This window comes from Prosthecobacter sp. (genome assembly GCF_034366625.1).
Taxonomy (GTDB): domain Bacteria; phylum Verrucomicrobiota; class Verrucomicrobiia; order Verrucomicrobiales; family Verrucomicrobiaceae; genus Prosthecobacter.
In genome coordinates this window covers 253507-269330 of the sequence record NZ_JAXMIH010000014.1, presented here as the reverse complement: position 1 = coordinate 269330, position 15824 = coordinate 253507, and the positions used below count along the sequence as shown (strand labels likewise).

The following is a 15824-nucleotide window of genomic DNA, read 5'->3' as shown; positions in this document are numbered from 1 at the left end:
TGCTGGCGGCCTTGATTTATGAGGGCGGGGAACGCATCAGCCTCTCCAGCCGCCGTTGATTTCGATGGTTTGACCGGTCACATAACTCGCCAGCGGCGAGCAGAGGAAGAGGACGACGTTGGCGACTTCCTCGGTGGTGCCGAAGCGGGCGAGGGGGACGTTTTTGAGCATCTCGGCGCGGACGTTTTCGGGAATGGTGGCGGCCATGGCGGTGTCGATGACGCCGGGGGCGATGGCGTTGGCGCGGATTTGTTTGCGGGCGGCTTCGCGGCTGAGGACGCGCATCATGGCCTGCACGCCGGATTTGGCGGCGGCGTAGTTGGCTTGGCCAAAGAAGCCCTGGATGGCGGCGATGCTGCCAAAGCTGACTATGGCGCCGTGTTCACGCATGATTTCGAGGGCGTATTTGCAGCAGTAGAAGACGCCGGAGAGGTTCACGTCGATGACGGCGTCCCATTCATCGAGACCCATCTTGGCGATGGTGCGATCCTTGATGATGGCGGCGTTGTTGATGAGGTAATCAAGGCCTCCGTGGCGTGCCTGGATGTCTCCCATCATCGTCTGGACCTGATCAGGCTGCGAGACATCGGCGGCGATGATGCTGGCGCTGTCGGTGCGGGCGAGGTTGAGCTCATCGGCGAGGGTTTGAGCGTTCACCGTGGTGCCAGGGCTGCCGAGGTGGTTGAGGACGACAGTGGCGCCTGCCTGATGAAAAGTGCGAGCCACCTGTGAGCCGATGCCCTGCGATGCGCCGGTAATGAGGGCGACTTTGCCTGTGAGGTCGATTGGAATCATGTGTGAGGTTTTACGAGACGGGCTTCAATGGATCAAGCTTTCTGCCTTATGGAGGATCGTTTGCCACGTCTGGCAGACTGTGGCATTAAAGTGCAGTCATGGTCAAAAAACTCCTCCACACCCGCTACCGGGTGAATGATCTCGAAAAGACGATCAACTTTTACACCCAGGTGCTCGGCTTGAAGGAAGTACGCCGCCACAAGTCGCCGCGTGGCTCAGAGCTGGTGTTCCTGCAGACGCCGAACAGCGATGAGCTCATCGAGATCTGCAGCTATCCCGCCAGCGGGCCGGTGACGTTTTGCAGCGACCTGACGCATCTGGCCTTCGAGGTGGAGAGCATTGAGGCCTTTGCGAAACATGCCGCGTCCCTTGGCCATCCGCTCTCCGATGGACCGACACCGAGTTCCAGTGGCGTATTCGCCTTTATTGACGCGCCGGAAGGTTATGAGATAGAACTGATCGAATACCGGAAATAAACCTCCTCCCAACCCAACTCATGGACTTCGACTGGCTCGGCGCTGCTTTTGACCTCACCCAACTTCCGCCGAAGGACATCGAGGAGTCGTTTGAAGATCCGTTCGCGCTCAAATTTCTGCCAGACGGCCAGAGTGAGGACGCGGAGGCCCGTTACTACCACCTGGGCAAGTCGCTGCAAGGCAAGCCGGTGTTCAGCGTGTTCTGGACGGACGGGAAGCGTTACCGCGTCGTCTTCGCGCGGCTGATGACTCCGGGAGAGCATGATTTCTTCGAGCGCAAGAAGGCGGAGGATATTTGAGTTCACCCATCACGACCATGGACACCGCATCACCTGATTTGAAACTGATCCGCGCCTGGAAGGACGTTCCCGCCTTTGATTCCGAGGAGGCGGAGGTGAAGTTCTGGGCGGCGCACCAGCTTGATGCGCGGCTGATGCAGTCCTCGATCCATCGCGCGGATGTGCGTGAGTCCACCACGATCACGCTGCGCTTTGACCCGCGCATGCTGAGCCGTATCAAGCGCGTGGCCCGCCGCCGCTACCTGAACTACCAGAGCATGATCAAGCAGTGGCTGAGCGAGCGGATGGAGCAGGAGCTGAAGGATTGAGGCATGAAAAACCCGCGCTCCTTGGGACGAAGCGCGGGTGAAAGGGGAATGCTGGATCATAGCGAGTTCTTGAGCGCCGAGGAGGCGACGAAGCGCACGGTCTTCGAGGCCTTGATCTTCATCGCTGCGCCGGTCTTTGGGTTGCGGCCAGTGCGGGCGGCACGCTTGGCGACCTTGAAGGTACCGAAGCCGATGAGCTGCACGTTGCCTGCCTTCACGCCCTTGGCGATGGCGGTAAGGACGGCATCCAAGGCGTCGCTGGCGGCGCGTTTGGAGGTGTCGCCACCGAGATTTTTCTGCACGGCTTCGATTAGTTGAGCTTTGTTCATGAGATTGTGAGTGGATTCGTTGTTGGATTGACTGTGGACCGCGCCAGAATGACAAGGCGAAGCGGCCTGATTTTATGGCGCTACGCCTTTATTACTCAAACACAAAAATCCCTCAACCCCAGATTCTACTAGGCATGGAAGGCCATCAATCCCTCAAAAAGTTCTTGCTTCCTGAGGCGAATCCGTCCGTTGCGAACGGTGTTTTCATCGCGCCCGGCGCCATTGTGATTGGCGCGGTGGAGCTGCATGCCGAGTCCAGCGTGTGGTACGGCACCGTCTTGCGAGGCGACATCAACCGCATCATCGTGGGTGCGCAAAGCAACGTGCAGGACGGCAGCGTGCTGCATGTGAGTGATGATTGTGCCTGCGTGTTGGGAGAACGTGTGACCGTGGGCCACCGTGCCGTGGTGCATGCCTGTACCGTGGGTGACGAGGTGCTCGTGGGCATGGGGGCGATCATTCTGGACGGCGCCCAAATCGGTGCGCGCAGCGTCATCGCCGCCGGCGCGCTGGTGACGAAAAACATGATTATTCCCGAGGGTTCGCTGGTCGTTGGATCACCGGCACGTGTGGTGCGCGCGCTGTCATCCGAAGAGCGGCAGGCGAATGCCAGGCTCGCGTTGAAGTATGTCGAGGTGTCACGGCGCTATCTCGCGCTGGGACTCGGCGGCGAAGTCATCCGGGTGACAGGAAGGCCAATTTAGACGCAGAATAATCCACGGCGCGTGTTGCCATCGGCACGCACGCGGTTTTAAATTGGCGCATGAACAAGGATGTCATCGAAGTGCAGGTGCGCGCGGTGCTGCCGCTGGAAGGCAGCTTCGCGGTGTTTCTTGGCAATGAATCGAAGGTCTTCGTGATCTACATCGACGAGTCCGTCGGCACGGCGATCTCCATGTTCATGCGCGGCGTGTCGAAGGAGCGTCCGCTGACGCACGATCTCGTCGGGCACCTGCTCATGGCCTTCGGCGCCAAGGTGGAGCGCGTCATCATTAACAACATCAATGGCAGTGTCTTCCACGCGCGCCTGATCATCTCCGCCGAGAACGAGCTGCATACGACGCGAAAGATGATCGAGCTTGATGCGCGGCCGAGCGACAGCATTGCGATGGCGGTGCAGCAGAGCGCGCCGATCTTCGTGGCAAAGAAGGTGTGGGAGTCGGTCGAGGATGTGAGCGACACGCTCGCCCAGATCGAAAAGAAGGGGCTGGAGGCCCAGCAGGCGTCCGAGGCTCCGAAGGAAGAAGGGGATGATGACGATGACGAGGTTGAAGAGCTCAGTGATGAGGACATCAACACTATCGCCGGCATCAGTGAAGGCGAGGATGACGACGAGTATGACGACGGCTTCGGCGATGACGATGACGAAGAGGGCGAGGAGTGGAAGAAGGCGGATGGCTGAGCCAGCTCAACGCTGCATCAAGGCCGCGCGCAGTTGCAGCGCCTCTCCATAACCTGGAGCGATACTCAAGGCTCGATCTAGCGCGGCGATGGCTTCCGGTTTGCGGTTCTGCTGCGCGAGAATCGTGGCGCGGGCATAGGGAATGCCGGGATCGCGCGCATTGGCGAGTTCACCGCGTTGCAGGGCTTCCAGAGCACCGGGTATGTCGCCCAAACCGTTCCTGGCAAGGCCCAGATTGTACCAGGCGCGTGCAAGGGATGGATCAAGGCGCACGGCTTCTTGAAGGGAACTGATCACGGCCTGCATGTCGCCGGTTTCGCTGAGGGCGAGGCCGAGTTCGTAGTGATACTCGGCGTGGTTGGGCGCGAGTTTGATGGCGTCGCGTAGTTTGGTGATGGCAAGCGGGGTCTGGCCGGTGGTGCTGTACAGCATCGCGAGATCGTGGTGGAAAGGTGGGGAATTGGGATCCCAGCGGATCGCGGTTTCCATGCTCTTGATGGCATCGGAGTTGTTGCCCCGGGCAAAATGGAACTGGGCGAGCTGCATCTGGCCGCTGGGCTGGTCGGCATTCCAGTTCAACATGTGCTGGAGGTCTTTTCCGGCGGCGGAATCGAGATTCAATGACTCGCGCAAGGCCCAGGCGGCGGACACACGCACGCCACGCACCGGATCGTTGAGCAACGGCTCGATGGTGGAGCGAATGGAGCCGTTTTGCAGCACAGGTTCGAGTGTGCGGATGGCGCTTTGACGCACGAGCGGGTGCGCGTGCTGCAACTGGGCGCTGATGGAGGTTTGAACGGCGGGTTGATCAATCCAGCGGTCAAGCAGCAGCGTGGCGCTGGCTTTCCAGTGCGGAATTTCATCGCTGCCGAGCAGATCGATGAGCCCATCGCGTGCCTCGGCGTCTCCCTGACGCGCTTTGGCGATCAAAACGGCCCGCTGGCGGGTTTTGCGCTCCATCTTTGGCCCCCACCATTTTTGCGTGGCTTCGAGCGCCCAGTCGGTGGTTTTGTCGGTGTGGCATTTGTTGCAGGCGTTCGGCACGTTGAACTGCTTCGTGAGCAGCGGGTCAGGAATGGTGAAGCCGTGGTCGTGGCGCGGGTGGCGCTGCATGTACACGGTCTGCGGCATGTGGCAGTTCACGCACTGGTTTCCAGTGCTGGCGGTTTGGTGGAAGCTGTGCGCCTCGGGCATGATGACCGGTGCGTTGGGGAAGCCGCCAGGCGTGTGGCAGCGCATGCAGAGCTGGTTGCCGGGCAGAATGGTCTTCATGCTGTGCATGTCATGGCAGTCCATGCAGCGCACTCCGGCGTGGTGCATGCGGCTGCTGAAGAAGCTGCTGAACTCGTAGTTTTCGTCGCGAATCTGGCCGTCAGGATAAAACGTGTCGCTCTGGTCGGTGATGGTGAGGTGGTAGTGGTCCCAGAAGGATTCGCCGGGCACGAAGTCGCCGGTGATCTCGCCGCGTCGCGCGTGACAGCCAGCACAGTTCTCGATGTGCTGGTCGCGGGACCATTTCACGATGGTGGGATCGCCTTTAACGCCACGATTGGCGTGCTGCCACTCGTTGTGGTGCTTCATCGGGCCGTGGCAGGACTCGCAGCTCACGGACATCTCGGCCATGGTGGTCTTGTAGCTGTCGGTGGCAGCGTCGTAGTTTTTGCGCAGGCGGGTGTTGTGGCAGGTGGCGCACATTTGATTCCACACCATGCCGCGGCCCGTCCAGTGACCCCATTCACCGGGTTTGCGGTCTTCGTTGCCGTACACATTGAACCATTCGTTTTTGTGCGGATCGAGGCAGGCTTCCATGGCCTGAAGACGGCCATTTCCTCCATCAACCAAATACTGGCGCAGCGGGTCGTGGCCGATCACGTGTTCGACTCGATAAGGCGTGATCTTGTCGCCAAAGCCGAGGGTGATGAGTTCATAGTCGCTGCCGGTCTTGCGTGTTTCCGTCGTTTGCGAACCGTGTTTGAAGCTGCGCGTGGGAACAAACGCTGGATCGTCGAGTTTCGGGTCCGGTTTGCGTTCCGCGAGGCCGTGATGCGAACCGAGCCACTTGGTGAATTGATCGGCGTGGCACTCCTTGCAGCTTTCCGAGCCTGCATATTGGGCGAAGGCGGCTTTTTCATCCGGCATGACAAACGGCTCGGCCTTGGCGAGGGAAACAACCGCCGAAACGGGCAGCGGCGTGTATTTTTTCTGCGGCCAGAAGGCCCACGCGATCAATGCCACAAGAGCCAATGCTCCTCCACCGAGGATGATCCCGGCCTGCCACGATGATGCGGGCGGTTCGGGAGCTGGCGGGACGGACTTCTTCATGCGTGCGCCAGAATAGGCGGACGCGCGGATCACGCAAGACGCGAGGATTCCCGTCCCGCAAAGGTGTGGCGAATGAAACTGACCTGCTCCCTGCGCGCTGCGTCAGTCTTCGAGAACCTCCTGTCAAAGCCTTGGACCTCAGTGCTTTGCCGCGAGCATGATGTACTGTACGCCTGGCATCTTTTTTCACGGCGGATCGGCGCTGTCCGTGGCGCTGAAGCTCACCTCATAGCTACCGCTGCTGGTGGGCGTGCCACCGCTTATGGTGATCAAGAGCGACACGTGGGTGTCCATGACGTTGCAGGCCGGTCACTTCCGCTTCTTGAGCATCAACCACAGCAGACCAGTTGCCGCCACGATCAAGACAATGATGATTCTCCACCGCATTGATGAGGTCAGTTTCTCACTAGCAGCCGCAGGAGTTGATTCTGGAGTATCGTGTTTTGTAAAGGAAGACTTGGTACTCAGAGGTTCTGTGGTTTTTCTCACAGGGGATAATATCGTCTTCGCTTGGTCCACGGATTTCGGGGCGGGGTTTCCAGACGGCAACATTATGGGAGGAAAGGAAATCCATTCAGCATCACGGGGTTTATCGTTTGGATGCGTGAAAAGAATATGGCGGCTCACCTCACATCGAACCTCTCCTTGCTCAGGGAACTGGAACAAAGGCTCGAGGTTAATGCTTTCGTTCCATGGGACATCCGTTTTTAGAGTCGCCAAGCGCATACTCCCAATTGGGTATGGATCAACCAGCTCCTTTCGACCTTTAGAGGTCATTTCCAGTTCCTTTCCATCAGACGTGGTCAGTTTGATACGATACGACATGAGATCAAGAGGCATCAACAAGTACCGAGACTCTTTCACATGGTTTGTGATGGTCACTCTTATTGTTTTTGAATTGGGAACCATTTCAATCTTGGTCTCCACCGCGCGAATGACATGTGATTGCAAGGGGTGATTCAATGAGGCCATCTGACCAAACGCCGAACTCCAAGCTATGCACACGATGCTGAAACATCTACATGCTAAAGCCGTATGCTGAGTAACATCCGATTTCATAGACGGGATCATTTGAGTTCTCGATGGGAACGGGGGGCAGGCTGCAACTGGTTGACAGTTGGTTGTTGTTCAGCACACACGAGATGCGGACTCAGTCCGAAGCGTTTCATCGACTTGGGCAGTCTCGCTCGGAGAGGTCTCAGAAATCGAGATAGATTTCGGCGCGGCGATTGTGGCTGCGGCCTTCAGGATCGTCGGTGCCGTCGGATTTTTTATTCGGGCTGAGCGGCTGCGCCTTGCCCATGCCGGCGGTTTCCACCTGAGTGGCGGGCACGCCGAGGGCGACGAGCTGCTTTTTCACGGTCTCGGCACGATTGCGGGAGAGGTTGATGTTGTAGTGGTCCTCGCCTTTTTCGTCGGTGTGGCCGGCGATGCGCAGTTTTTTGGAAGGATCGGCCTTCATGAGGGCTGCGATGACCTCGATCTGTTTTTGGGCGCGTGGGTGCAACTCGGCGCGGTCGTATTCAAAGTAGAGGGCGAGAGATTCGCCGCCTTTGGGGTTCTTCACGATGGGCGTGTAGGGCACGCCGAGCTTCGAGGCGCTTTTGGCGAAGGAGCCGAGGATGTCGGAGAGATTGAGACCGACAATTTTCCACGGCTGCGCGATGTCGGCGCGTTTGAGTTCCACGCCAAATTCGGTGTTCTGTTGGAGTGCTTCCGATTGCACCTGGGCAATGACCCAGGACACCTCGGGATTGGCGATGGTGATGATGAGAGGCTTGCCGGGATTCAGGGCATACTGGCCTTCTTCAAACACGATGCAAAGGCCGACGAGGCGCTCTACCGGCACCTTCTTGTCATCCACGAACGTCCGGGCGGCAATGAAGTCGTGCTTTAGGAGATGGCGGACGAAATCACTGGCAAAGGCCAGCGCGTCCGTGCCGTCCTCCACGCTGAAAAGCTGCTTCATCGGGGCGAGTGTGCCGGGGGCGGGTGGCGGTGCGCCGGGTGTCCCTGCGGCCACACTGGCAGCGGACGTGGCAGGCATGGCCACGATGGCGCTGCTCATGGCCTTGGGCAGCGTGGCTTTGGCGATCTTCCAGCCCATGCGCTCGTCGCGTTCGAGATCGAGCTGGATGCGCACGGTTTCATTGGTGCCGGGCTTGATGAAAGGGATTGCGATGCGGGTGCGGTTTTCGACCAGACCGAGCAGCTCCACCTGGTCCTCGGTCCCTGGCTTGTAGCCCATTTCAGCGAGTTTTTGGAAGAGCATCGTCGCGCTGTCGGATTGCACAGCATCTGCGGCGGCGGCGAGCCTGCCAGCGGAGGCGAAATCACCTGCGGTGAGACTGCGCACGAGCTGCCTGCCCAGATCGAGCGGACGGGCGAAGGCAAAGGCTGTCGGCGCAGAAGGTGGAACAGGCGGGGGATCTGTCTTCGCCGGCGTGGTGGGAGACGGTGCTGCCGGAGCGCCTGCTTTGGCGGCATCGGCGGTTGTTTTGGCAGAGGCGCTGGAGGGGTTAACCTCGCCCGCCGTGGTGGCAGGATCGGACTCCTGCCCGATCATCTTCTTTTTGGTGAAAAGGAAGAAGATGACGGTGCTGAGCGCGAGGGCGGCAACAACGATGAGAACAGGCACGAGGCTGCCGCCATAAGCGAAGCGGACTGGGAGGGGACGGGACGAAGATTGCATGGCCGGGAGGAGGCTGTCCTTTGACAGCAGTAAAGATGCCACCACGGGCGGTGATGAATCAAGGCTTATTATGCGCCTCGTCCTGCTCAGCGTTTCTCCTCGGTGCCGGGAGTGGCCTGGCCGTTGCGCATCTTCGCCTTCAACCGCGACCAGAAGTCATCGCCCTGCTTGGGCTCATCCTTGACCGTGCCGGAGCCGCCGCTCTGAAATGAGGGCACGTCCACACTCGCCGTGCTCGAACCATCGCTGCGCACGTCAGCAAGCGCCCGGCCATAAGGCGCGAAGTTGTTCACCGGCACGTCGTATTTCTGGGTGCTGGAGGAAAGCACGCGGTGTGCGTTGATGAACGAGGTCGGGCTGTAGTAGTTCGACGAGTCGCGGGCGAACTGGGACCGGTTCATGCCGATGTGCAGGTTTTTGCGCACCTCCAGGTGCAGATGCACCGGATACATGCCGTTGTTCCCGCCCATCGTGCCGACGAGCTGGCCCTTCTCCACGAACTCATGCAGCTTCACTTTGCGCTCATTCAGGTGGGCATAGAGAGAGTCCACCATGGCGATCCTGCCGTCGGCCTCGCGGAAGATGTGGCGCACCAGGATGCAGTTACCCCAGCCGACGCCGATGTTTTGTGAGAAAATCACCACGCCGCGGCCAATGGCGTAAATAGGCACACCGAGGTCGCTGTCGCCGCCGCCGCGGCCGTTCCAGTCTTCGCCGAGGTGGCCGTTGGGCCAGTAGCCGCGTGCTTTGTAGTAGCCGTCGGCATCCGGTTTGCCCACGGGGAAATCAAACCCATCGGCCAGACGCACGCGCATCGTCGATCCGGACTGTGCGGGGGCATTTGTTGCCAGCAGCATCAAGGCGCTGCATGCACAGATCATGACCGCCCACCAGGAAGGGTGGCCGCACAGAAGCGTCGAGGTTGGGTTGGAGGCACTGGCTGGCATGCCGAAAGGGGGCGCGATGGTAGCCGAAATCGTCGCAAAGGCCAGCTTGAAAAGCTCCGGCATGCAAGAGATGGCCGTCTTGCCGCGAAATTTCCAGATTCAATGCATCGAGTGAAGTGCAGCGTGCTTGCAAACCGCTTCACACTCCCGACAGTCAACCTTTCCTGTTCGAACCTTCTCCCAACCCGCCCATGCCCGACTGGCTCGCGATCATCCTCCTCGGCATCATCGAAGGTGTCACTGAATTTCTGCCCATCTCCTCCACCGGGCATCTCCTCATCCCGCAGAATCTGGAATGGCTGCCCAAAAAGAGCGATCTGTTCAATGTGGTGATTCAAAGCGGCGCGGTGATCGCCGTGCTGGCGGTGTTCACCCAGCGGGTGAAATATCTGGCCACCACGCTGGGCGATGCCACCACGCGTGATTATCTGGCAAAACTGCTCGTCTCCTTCATCATCACGGCGGTGGGCGGCCTGGCCGTCAAAAAGTTCGGCATCAAGCTGCCGGAAACGATTCCGCCCGTTGCTTGGGCCACATTGATCGGTGGCGTGATCATTCTCGTGCTGGAGTTTCTGCACAAAGGCAAGCCAGGCACACCTGACATCACCTGGACCATTGTGATCGCCGTGGCGCTGGCGCAATTGCTTGCAGCGGTGTTTCCCGGCACTTCGCGTTCCGGTGCCAGCATCCTGATGGCGATGGCCTTCGGCGTGGCACGGCCTGCGGCCACGGAGTTTTCGTTCTTGCTGGGCATTCCTACCCTGATGGCCGCCGGCGGGTTCAAAATCCTCTCTGCGATTAAAGAGGGTGAGGCAGGTCATGAAGACTGGTCGATGGTCGTTCTCGGCACGCTGGTTTCCGCCATTTCCGCATTCATCGTGGTGAAGTGGCTCATCCGCTTCGTGCAGGGGCACACGTTCAACGGTTTCGCGTGGTATCGCATCGCCCTCGGCGGTGCGCTGCTCGCATGGGCGTCCACCGGAGGAGGGCACTGAGATGATGGCGATGCTCCAAGGCTGGTTCCGGCGCTCGGTTTTCAAAACCATCCGCTTCCTCAAGCACCCGAGGAAGCTGCGCCAGCGTCCGGTCATGCGCTGGTTCGCGCGTCATTTCCTCGACAAACGCGTGTGGAAGCCCACGCAGCACACACTCTCCGGTGGCACGGCCGTCGGCATGTTCATCACGCTGCAGCTGCTGCCCATCCAGATGCCCACGGCCACGATTCTGTCCGCCATCTTCCGCGTGAACATCCCCATCGCCATCGCGTTGTGCTGGCTGAGCAACCCGTTCACCATCCCCTTCATCGCCTGGCTGGAGTATGCCATCGGCAAATGGTTTCTGGCGCTCTACACGACGGTTCCCGCCACGCCGTTTCCCAATCATCTGCCTGAGTCAATGGTGGACGCCTGGATGGTTCTCAAAGAGCACGCTCCAGTTATGCTTGTGGGAGGCATCATCCTCGGTGCCATCGGTGCCCTCGTCAGCTACGTCGCCACCTGGGGCATCTGGGAGGTCACCTCGCGTCTTGAGGTGGCAAAGCGTCTGCGCGAGGCCAAGGCGGCTTGATGGTGAGACGGCACGGGGCGAATCCTGGATATTTGTCTCCCCGGCTGCTGCGAAGTCATGAAAAACCTTGTTCCCACGCGCGCTTTGCGTTCTCATTCGCACATCACACTGAAAATGACCGAAGCCGAACGCAGGATCATCGCCGCCCAGGGCTACGTGGAGTTGGGTCTCTATGAGGAGGCCCGTGAGGAGCTGTCTCCGCTGCCGGCGGAGATGAATGATCGTGTGGATGTCCTCGAGATCACCCTGCTCTGCCTGATGGGCGGGCATCGCTGGAGTGAGGCGCTCGCTTTGGCCAATCGGCTCTGCCAGCAGGAGCCTGCGGAGCCAGGCGGCTTCATCCATGCCGCGTTCTGTCTGCATGAACTCGGCCGCACTGCTGAGGCGGTGGATGTTCTTTCTCGTGGACCCGCCACGCTGCGCACGAAGCCGGTCTATTACTATAACATGGGCTGCTACCACGCCCGACTCGGTCATTACGACAAATCCATGACCTATCTGGAGCGGGCCTTCGAGATGGATGGCGAACTGCGCCAGCATGCCAAAAAGGACCGCGATCTCGACTGCCTGCGCGCCCAATTGGAGTCCCATCCCGCATGAGCACCCCCGCCAGTCCCGCGAACCTCCAGGCCGTGCGCGCTTGGTTCGAGGAAAGTTTCCGCACACGTTGGGAAATGGGCGCTTCGGTTTCGATCTGGCAGCACGGTCAGGAAATCCTGAACCTCTCCAACGGCCACTGCGATCGAGCTCGTACCCGTGTGTGGAATGAAAACACCCTCGTCCCCGTCTGGTCAGCCACCAAAGGCCCTGCGGCTGTCTGCTGCTTGCTCGCGCTTGAGGAGGCAGGCATCCCGCTGGATTGTCCCGTGTCTGAAGTGTGGCCTGAATTTGTCGGTGGTGGCAAATCCAACGTCGCCTTCATCCACCTGCTCACGCATACCGCCGGTCTGTGCGCGCTGAGTGAACGTGTCCCCATCTACAACTACGACGCCGTCGTCGAGTCGCTCGAACGTCAGCACCCGCTGTGGGAGCCTGGCACGCGGCAGGGCTACCACGCGCGCACCTTCGGTTTCCTGCTCGATGAAGTGGTGCGCCGTCTCGCCGAAACCGAGTCGCTTGGCGAATACTTCCGCGAAGTCTTTGGCAGTCCTATGGTGCTCGATTTCTGGATCGGCCTGCCCAGCGCGCAGTGGGACCGCGTCTCGCCGGTGTATCCCGGCAAGATCAGCATCTCCAACAGCGACCAGGCCTTCATCAAAGCCTTCAACACTTCAGGCACGCTCACGCAGCGCACGTTCACATCGCCTTTCGGTCTGAACGCCGTCAGCGACTTCAATCAAAGTGAAATGTGGTCGCGCGGCTATGCCAGCATGGGCGGCGTCGGCAGTGCGCAGGGGCTGGCCAAGTTCTATGCCATGCTCGCGCAAGGCGGGCGCTGGAACGGTGCGCAGATCGCTCCCGAGTCCGTCGTGCGTCGTCTTGAGCAGACGCTCACGCAGGAAAATGACTCCGTGCTCCTTGCGCCCATCGCCTTTTCCGCCGGCATGATGCAGGATCCCATGAACGAAGACCCCGAGTCCGACGGCGGCAAGCTGCGCCAGTTGTTTGGCCCCAGCCGTCTCGCCTACGGCCATCCCGGCGCCGGTGGCAGCCTCGCCTTTGCCGATCCTGAAAACGGCATCGGCTTCGCCTACGTCATGAACCAGATGGAGATCGGTGCATTGCCGGGAGAGCGCGCACAGGGGCTGGTGAAGGCACTGTACGGAAGCTGATCACTCCACTATCTCGTGCTTCCCCTCGTTGATCGCGATTGCCTTCATGCCGCTGCCGGTGATTTGATTCGCCTTCACGATCTGGCCTTCGCCTGAGAGGACGATGCCGTTCTTGCCGCTGCCGCTGATCTCGTTTTGGGCGATGGTGTTGCCCCTGGTGCCGGTGGCGATCTGGACGGCATTGCCCTTGGTGCGCTCAAACACGTTCTGCACGATCAGATTACCCTCGTTCAGGCCTGGTTGTTTGCACCAGCGCCAGAGATTGATTCCGGTGGCGCATTCGCGGAAGTCGTTGCCGGCCACGAGGCAGTTCGTGGCGTCGTTCAATTCCACGCCGATCAAGCTGCGGGCGATGTGATTGTGCGTGGCGATGGATTTGACCGTGAAGTGATCAAAGTCGATCGCCTCGTCCGAGGTGTCACGAATCGTGCAGCCGTCGATCTCCGCGCTCTCCACCGAATAAAGCGCGATGCCGCGCCCGTGGCAGTTCTGGATGAAGCAGCGTGAGATGTGCAGTTTTTTCACCTGTGGCCCCGTCGGACCTTTTTCATAGCTGTAGGCTCCCGCAGCAAAGATGCCGCAGAGCTGCGCATGGCCGCGAATGGGCGGGTCGCTTTCCATCCTTCCGCCATCGAGCGTGAGCTTCTCGATGCGCACCTCCTCGCTGGCACCACGGATCTCGATCAGGTTCGGCGCATCCTCGTGGCGGATCATGGTGCCGTCGGGAACCGGGAATTTCAGCGGCGTTTCGAGCAGGATCACGTCTCTCTCCACCGCTTTGACGATGGCGAGATGGTAGGGTTTCGGTTTCTTCGTGAACGAATCCGTTTCGCCATCGGCCTCAATTTTCAACCGCATGCCAGGCTTGAAGCCACGCTGCGTTTTCACCGCGATGCGTGTGGCACCGCCCTCTGTGACACCGGAAGCAATGGCATAGGCCACTGGCGGCAGCTTGAGCACGGTTTCCTCCGCATCCAGGCCGATGAGGCGCAGCTTCTTCGCGTCCTTCAGCATCAGGCCGCGTTCGATGAGATGCACACCCGGTGGAATGATCACCTCGCCGCCACCCGCCTTGATCGCGTCATCAATGAAACGCTGAATCTCTGCTTCGGGGAGCGCGCTGGCCGGTTGAGTGGCCGACAGAAGCAGAAGGAGGCACAAAAGCTGTTTCATGGTGAAGAAGTGATTCAATCGCTGTGAAACTCGCTTTTTTCGCCTTCTTTCGGCCATCCCATCTCTGCGCATGAAGATTTCCTCCCGCCCCGGCTTCTACATCATTGCCCTGCTCATTGCCGCGATGCTGCTGCTCACGCTGTGGATGCAGTGGAAACTCGATTCGCTCCCAAAACGACCTGCGGCACAAGAAAAGGCCCCTGCCGACGTTTCAAGCCGACCATGAAGCACTTGCTGATCCTCCTCGCCCTGGCACTCACAGCCCACGCACGCCAGCCGAACGTCATCTTCATCCTCGCCGACGACCTCGGCCCCGGCGATCTCGGCTGCTACGGGCAGAAGTACATCAAGACGCCGAATCTCGACCGCATGGCGGCGGAAGGCATGCGTCTCACGCAGCACTATTCCGGCAACGCCGTCTGCGCTCCCTCACGTTGCGTGCTCATGACCGGCCTGCATCCCGGCCATGCGTTTATTCGTGACAACCGCCAGGCTGACAACGCCAAAGGTCTGCCGCGCATGGGCAAACCGGAGCATGAAGGCCAGCATCCGATCCCGCCGGAAACCGTCACATTGGCCGAGGTCTTCCAATCAACCGGCCACACCACCGGCGGTTTCGGCAAATGGGGCCTCGGTGGTCCGGGATCGACCGGCGAGCCGTTGAAGCAAGGGTTCGACCGCTGGTTCGGTTACAACTGCCAGGGCGTCGCCCACAATTTCTATCCCACCTACCTTTGGGACAACGACAAGACCATCGACCTCAAGAACCCGCCGTTCCCTTCCAACGACAAGCTCAAGCCCGACGAAGATCCGGCGAAGCCCGAGAGCTACAAGCGCTTCCAAGGCAGCGAATACTCCGCCGATCTCATCGCGGAGCAGGCGCTCAAATTCGCCCGCGACAACAAGGACAAGCCCTTCTTCCTCTACTGGCCTACCACCGTGCCGCACGTCGCGCTTCAGGTGCCGGACGATTCGTTGCAGGAATACCTCGGCAAGTTTGACGACCCGCCCTATCCCGGCGGCAAAGGTTACCTGCCGCACTTCAAGCCCAAGGCCGCCTACGCAGCGATGATCACGCGCATGGACCGCGAAATCGGCAAAATGATGGGGCTCATCGCCGAACTCGGCCTCGATGACGACACGATCTTCATCTTCGCCAGCGACAACGGCCCCGTCAGCGGCACGCATCAAGGACTCGCCGGCACCGACTGCGCCTTCTTCAACTCCAACGAAGGCCGCCGCGATGGCAAAGGCACGCTCTACGACGGCGGTTTCCGTTCTCCCGGCATTGTCCGTTGGAAGGGCAAGATCAAAGCCGGCACCACCAGTGACCTAGTCACCGGCTTTGAAGACTGGATGCCCACGCTGGCCGAACTTATCGGCTCCAAAGACAAAACACCGAAAACAGACGGCATCAGCTTCGCGCCGACGCTGTTGGGCCAAAAACAGCAGGAGCGCGAGTTCTTGTATCGCGAATTTCCCAGCTACGGCGGCCAGCAGATCCTGCGCATGGGCGACTGGAAACTCGTGCGCATGAACATGACCGGCAAAGGCAAGCCGAAGGCCAAATCCGCAACCGCAACTGAAGAGCTCTTCAATATCGCCACCGATCCCGCTGAAACCAAGAACGTGGCCGCCGAGCATCCTGACCTCATCACCAAGATGAAAGCGATCATGGCCGCGCAACACACGCGCAGCGCGGATTTTCCGATGGCGGCGCTGGATCAGTAGGCCGGATGTGTT

19 protein-coding genes are annotated in these 15824 nt (G+C 59.9%); 12 read left to right on the top strand and 7 right to left on the bottom strand.

Going from position 1 to position 15824, the window contains the following annotated elements:
• Nucleotides 1-36: 36 nt before the first annotated feature.
• Nucleotides 37-795 (bottom strand): SDR family NAD(P)-dependent oxidoreductase, encoded by a 759-nt coding sequence (locus U1A53_RS16970; protein ID WP_322282780.1) that lies wholly within the window; start codon nucleotides 793-795, stop codon nucleotides 37-39.
• Between the two features lie 98 nt (nucleotides 796-893).
• Between U1A53_RS16970 and U1A53_RS16965 the strand changes: the two genes are divergently transcribed.
• From U1A53_RS16965 to U1A53_RS16955, 3 genes are read left to right on the top strand one after another with little or no spacing between them, the layout of a single operon-like run.
• Complete coding sequence (locus U1A53_RS16965) at nucleotides 894-1271, top strand: VOC family protein (protein WP_322282778.1); 378 nt, start codon at nucleotides 894-896, stop codon at nucleotides 1269-1271.
• A gap of 20 nt (nucleotides 1272-1291) precedes the next feature.
• Nucleotides 1292-1570 (top strand): BrnT family toxin, encoded by a 279-nt coding sequence (locus tag U1A53_RS16960; protein WP_322282776.1) that lies wholly within the window; start codon nucleotides 1292-1294, stop codon nucleotides 1568-1570.
• A gap of 17 nt (nucleotides 1571-1587) precedes the next feature.
• Nucleotides 1588-1878, top strand: coding sequence for a CopG family antitoxin (locus tag U1A53_RS16955; protein WP_322282775.1), 291 nt, complete (start codon nucleotides 1588-1590; stop codon nucleotides 1876-1878).
• A gap of 56 nt (nucleotides 1879-1934) precedes the next feature.
• Here U1A53_RS16955 and U1A53_RS16950 read toward each other — a convergent pair whose 3' ends face one another.
• The gene (locus U1A53_RS16950) at nucleotides 1935-2207 is read right to left on the bottom strand and encodes an HU family DNA-binding protein (protein WP_322282773.1); all 273 of its coding nucleotides are present in this window, start codon (nucleotides 2205-2207) and stop codon (nucleotides 1935-1937) included.
• Nucleotides 2208-2341: 134 nt separating this feature from the next.
• On the opposite strand from U1A53_RS16950, the gene U1A53_RS16945 reads away from it, so the two are divergent.
• Entirely contained in the window at nucleotides 2342-2911 is a 570-nt protein-coding gene (locus tag U1A53_RS16945; protein ID WP_322282772.1) for a gamma carbonic anhydrase family protein, read from the top strand.
• A 59-nt stretch (nucleotides 2912-2970) separates the two neighbouring features.
• Nucleotides 2971-3609, top strand: a complete 639-nt coding sequence (locus U1A53_RS16940; RefSeq protein ID WP_322282770.1) for a bifunctional nuclease family protein — start codon at nucleotides 2971-2973, stop codon at nucleotides 3607-3609.
• 6 nt (nucleotides 3610-3615) lie between these two features.
• Here U1A53_RS16940 and U1A53_RS16935 read toward each other — a convergent pair whose 3' ends face one another.
• The 4 genes from U1A53_RS16935 to U1A53_RS16920 all read right to left on the bottom strand — a co-directional run bounded on the left by U1A53_RS16935 (nucleotide 3616) and on the right by U1A53_RS16920 (nucleotide 9504).
• Nucleotides 3616-5931 (bottom strand): tetratricopeptide repeat protein, encoded by a 2316-nt coding sequence (locus tag U1A53_RS16935; RefSeq protein WP_322282769.1) that lies wholly within the window; start codon nucleotides 5929-5931, stop codon nucleotides 3616-3618.
• Between the two features lie 309 nt (nucleotides 5932-6240).
• A complete protein-coding gene (locus U1A53_RS16930) occupies nucleotides 6241-6990 on the bottom strand; it encodes a hypothetical protein (RefSeq protein ID WP_322282767.1) in 750 nt (249 codons plus the stop codon).
• 139 nt (nucleotides 6991-7129) lie between these two features.
• Nucleotides 7130-8623, bottom strand: coding sequence for an OmpA family protein (locus U1A53_RS16925; RefSeq protein WP_322282765.1), 1494 nt, complete (start codon nucleotides 8621-8623; stop codon nucleotides 7130-7132).
• 86 nt (nucleotides 8624-8709) lie between these two features.
• Nucleotides 8710-9504 (bottom strand): M23 family metallopeptidase, encoded by a 795-nt coding sequence (locus U1A53_RS16920; RefSeq protein WP_322282763.1) that lies wholly within the window; start codon nucleotides 9502-9504, stop codon nucleotides 8710-8712.
• Here U1A53_RS16920 and U1A53_RS16915 point away from each other — a divergent pair.
• From U1A53_RS16915 to U1A53_RS16895, 5 genes are all read left to right on the top strand, one after another.
• Nucleotides 9503-9685 carry a hypothetical protein gene (locus U1A53_RS16915; protein ID WP_322282761.1) on the top strand — a complete coding sequence of 61 codons (183 nt, stop codon included), beginning with the start codon at nucleotides 9503-9505 and terminating at the stop codon, nucleotides 9683-9685. The genes U1A53_RS16920 and U1A53_RS16915 overlap by 2 nt on opposite strands.
• Before the next feature lie 76 nt (nucleotides 9686-9761).
• Nucleotides 9762-10565: an undecaprenyl-diphosphate phosphatase gene (locus tag U1A53_RS16910; protein WP_322282759.1), complete on the top strand. Its 804-nt coding sequence runs from the start codon at nucleotides 9762-9764 to the stop codon at nucleotides 10563-10565.
• 1 nt (nucleotide 10566) lies between these two features.
• Nucleotides 10567-11136, top strand: coding sequence for a DUF2062 domain-containing protein (locus U1A53_RS16905; protein ID WP_322282757.1), 570 nt, complete (start codon nucleotides 10567-10569; stop codon nucleotides 11134-11136).
• A 114-nt stretch (nucleotides 11137-11250) separates the two neighbouring features.
• On the top strand, nucleotides 11251-11736 hold the full coding sequence (locus tag U1A53_RS16900; RefSeq protein WP_322282755.1) for a tetratricopeptide repeat protein: 486 nt from the start codon (nucleotides 11251-11253) through the stop codon (nucleotides 11734-11736).
• Nucleotides 11733-12908, top strand: a complete 1176-nt coding sequence (locus tag U1A53_RS16895) for a serine hydrolase domain-containing protein (RefSeq protein ID WP_322282753.1) — start codon at nucleotides 11733-11735, stop codon at nucleotides 12906-12908. The genes U1A53_RS16900 and U1A53_RS16895 overlap by 4 nt, the downstream gene beginning before the upstream one ends.
• Here U1A53_RS16895 and U1A53_RS16890 read toward each other — a convergent pair whose 3' ends face one another.
• Nucleotides 12909-14081 carry a right-handed parallel beta-helix repeat-containing protein gene (locus U1A53_RS16890; protein WP_322282751.1) on the bottom strand — a complete coding sequence of 391 codons (1173 nt, stop codon included), beginning with the start codon at nucleotides 14079-14081 and terminating at the stop codon, nucleotides 12909-12911.
• 70 nt (nucleotides 14082-14151) lie between these two features.
• Between U1A53_RS16890 and U1A53_RS16885 the strand changes: the two genes are divergently transcribed.
• Together U1A53_RS16885 and U1A53_RS16880 are read left to right on the top strand one after the other, a co-directional pair.
• A complete protein-coding gene (locus U1A53_RS16885) occupies nucleotides 14152-14307 on the top strand; it encodes a hypothetical protein (protein ID WP_322282750.1) in 156 nt (51 codons plus the stop codon).
• Entirely contained in the window at nucleotides 14304-15812 is a 1509-nt protein-coding gene (locus U1A53_RS16880) for an arylsulfatase (protein ID WP_322282749.1), read from the top strand. Before U1A53_RS16885 ends, U1A53_RS16880 begins: the two co-directional genes overlap by 4 nt.
• The last annotated feature ends 12 nt before the right edge of the window (nucleotides 15813-15824 follow it).

Bases quoted from the DNA above. Each gene is read 5' to 3' on its own strand.
- U1A53_RS16955 (WP_322282775.1), top strand. From the start codon at position 1,588: ATGGACACCGCATCACCTGATTTGAAACTGATCCGCGCCTGGAAGGAC.
- U1A53_RS16965 (WP_322282778.1), top strand. From the start codon at position 894: ATGGTCAAAAAACTCCTCCACACCCGCTACCGGGTGAATGATCTCGAA.
- U1A53_RS16890 (WP_322282751.1), bottom strand. From the start codon at position 14,081: ATGAAACAGCTTTTGTGCCTCCTTCTGCTTCTGTCGGCCACTCAACCG.
- U1A53_RS16970 (WP_322282780.1), bottom strand. From the start codon at position 795: ATGATTCCAATCGACCTCACAGGCAAAGTCGCCCTCATTACCGGCGCA.
- U1A53_RS16880 (WP_322282749.1), top strand. From the start codon at position 14,304: ATGAAGCACTTGCTGATCCTCCTCGCCCTGGCACTCACAGCCCACGCA.
- U1A53_RS16910 (WP_322282759.1), top strand. From the start codon at position 9,762: ATGCCCGACTGGCTCGCGATCATCCTCCTCGGCATCATCGAAGGTGTC.
- U1A53_RS16935 (WP_322282769.1), bottom strand. From the start codon at position 5,931: ATGAAGAAGTCCGTCCCGCCAGCTCCCGAACCGCCCGCATCATCGTGG.
- U1A53_RS16940 (WP_322282770.1), top strand. From the start codon at position 2,971: ATGAACAAGGATGTCATCGAAGTGCAGGTGCGCGCGGTGCTGCCGCTG.
- U1A53_RS16900 (WP_322282755.1), top strand. From the start codon at position 11,251: ATGACCGAAGCCGAACGCAGGATCATCGCCGCCCAGGGCTACGTGGAG.
- U1A53_RS16945 (WP_322282772.1), top strand. From the start codon at position 2,342: ATGGAAGGCCATCAATCCCTCAAAAAGTTCTTGCTTCCTGAGGCGAAT.
- U1A53_RS16895 (WP_322282753.1), top strand. From the start codon at position 11,733: ATGAGCACCCCCGCCAGTCCCGCGAACCTCCAGGCCGTGCGCGCTTGG.
- U1A53_RS16920 (WP_322282763.1), bottom strand. From the start codon at position 9,504: ATGATCTGTGCATGCAGCGCCTTGATGCTGCTGGCAACAAATGCCCCC.
- U1A53_RS16925 (WP_322282765.1), bottom strand. From the start codon at position 8,623: ATGCAATCTTCGTCCCGTCCCCTCCCAGTCCGCTTCGCTTATGGCGGC.
- U1A53_RS16915 (WP_322282761.1), top strand. From the start codon at position 9,503: ATGACCGCCCACCAGGAAGGGTGGCCGCACAGAAGCGTCGAGGTTGGG.
- U1A53_RS16885 (WP_322282750.1), top strand. From the start codon at position 14,152: ATGAAGATTTCCTCCCGCCCCGGCTTCTACATCATTGCCCTGCTCATT.
- U1A53_RS16950 (WP_322282773.1), bottom strand. From the start codon at position 2,207: ATGAACAAAGCTCAACTAATCGAAGCCGTGCAGAAAAATCTCGGTGGC.
- U1A53_RS16930 (WP_322282767.1), bottom strand. From the start codon at position 6,990: ATGAAATCGGATGTTACTCAGCATACGGCTTTAGCATGTAGATGTTTC.
- U1A53_RS16960 (WP_322282776.1), top strand. From the start codon at position 1,292: ATGGACTTCGACTGGCTCGGCGCTGCTTTTGACCTCACCCAACTTCCG.
- U1A53_RS16905 (WP_322282757.1), top strand. From the start codon at position 10,567: ATGATGGCGATGCTCCAAGGCTGGTTCCGGCGCTCGGTTTTCAAAACC.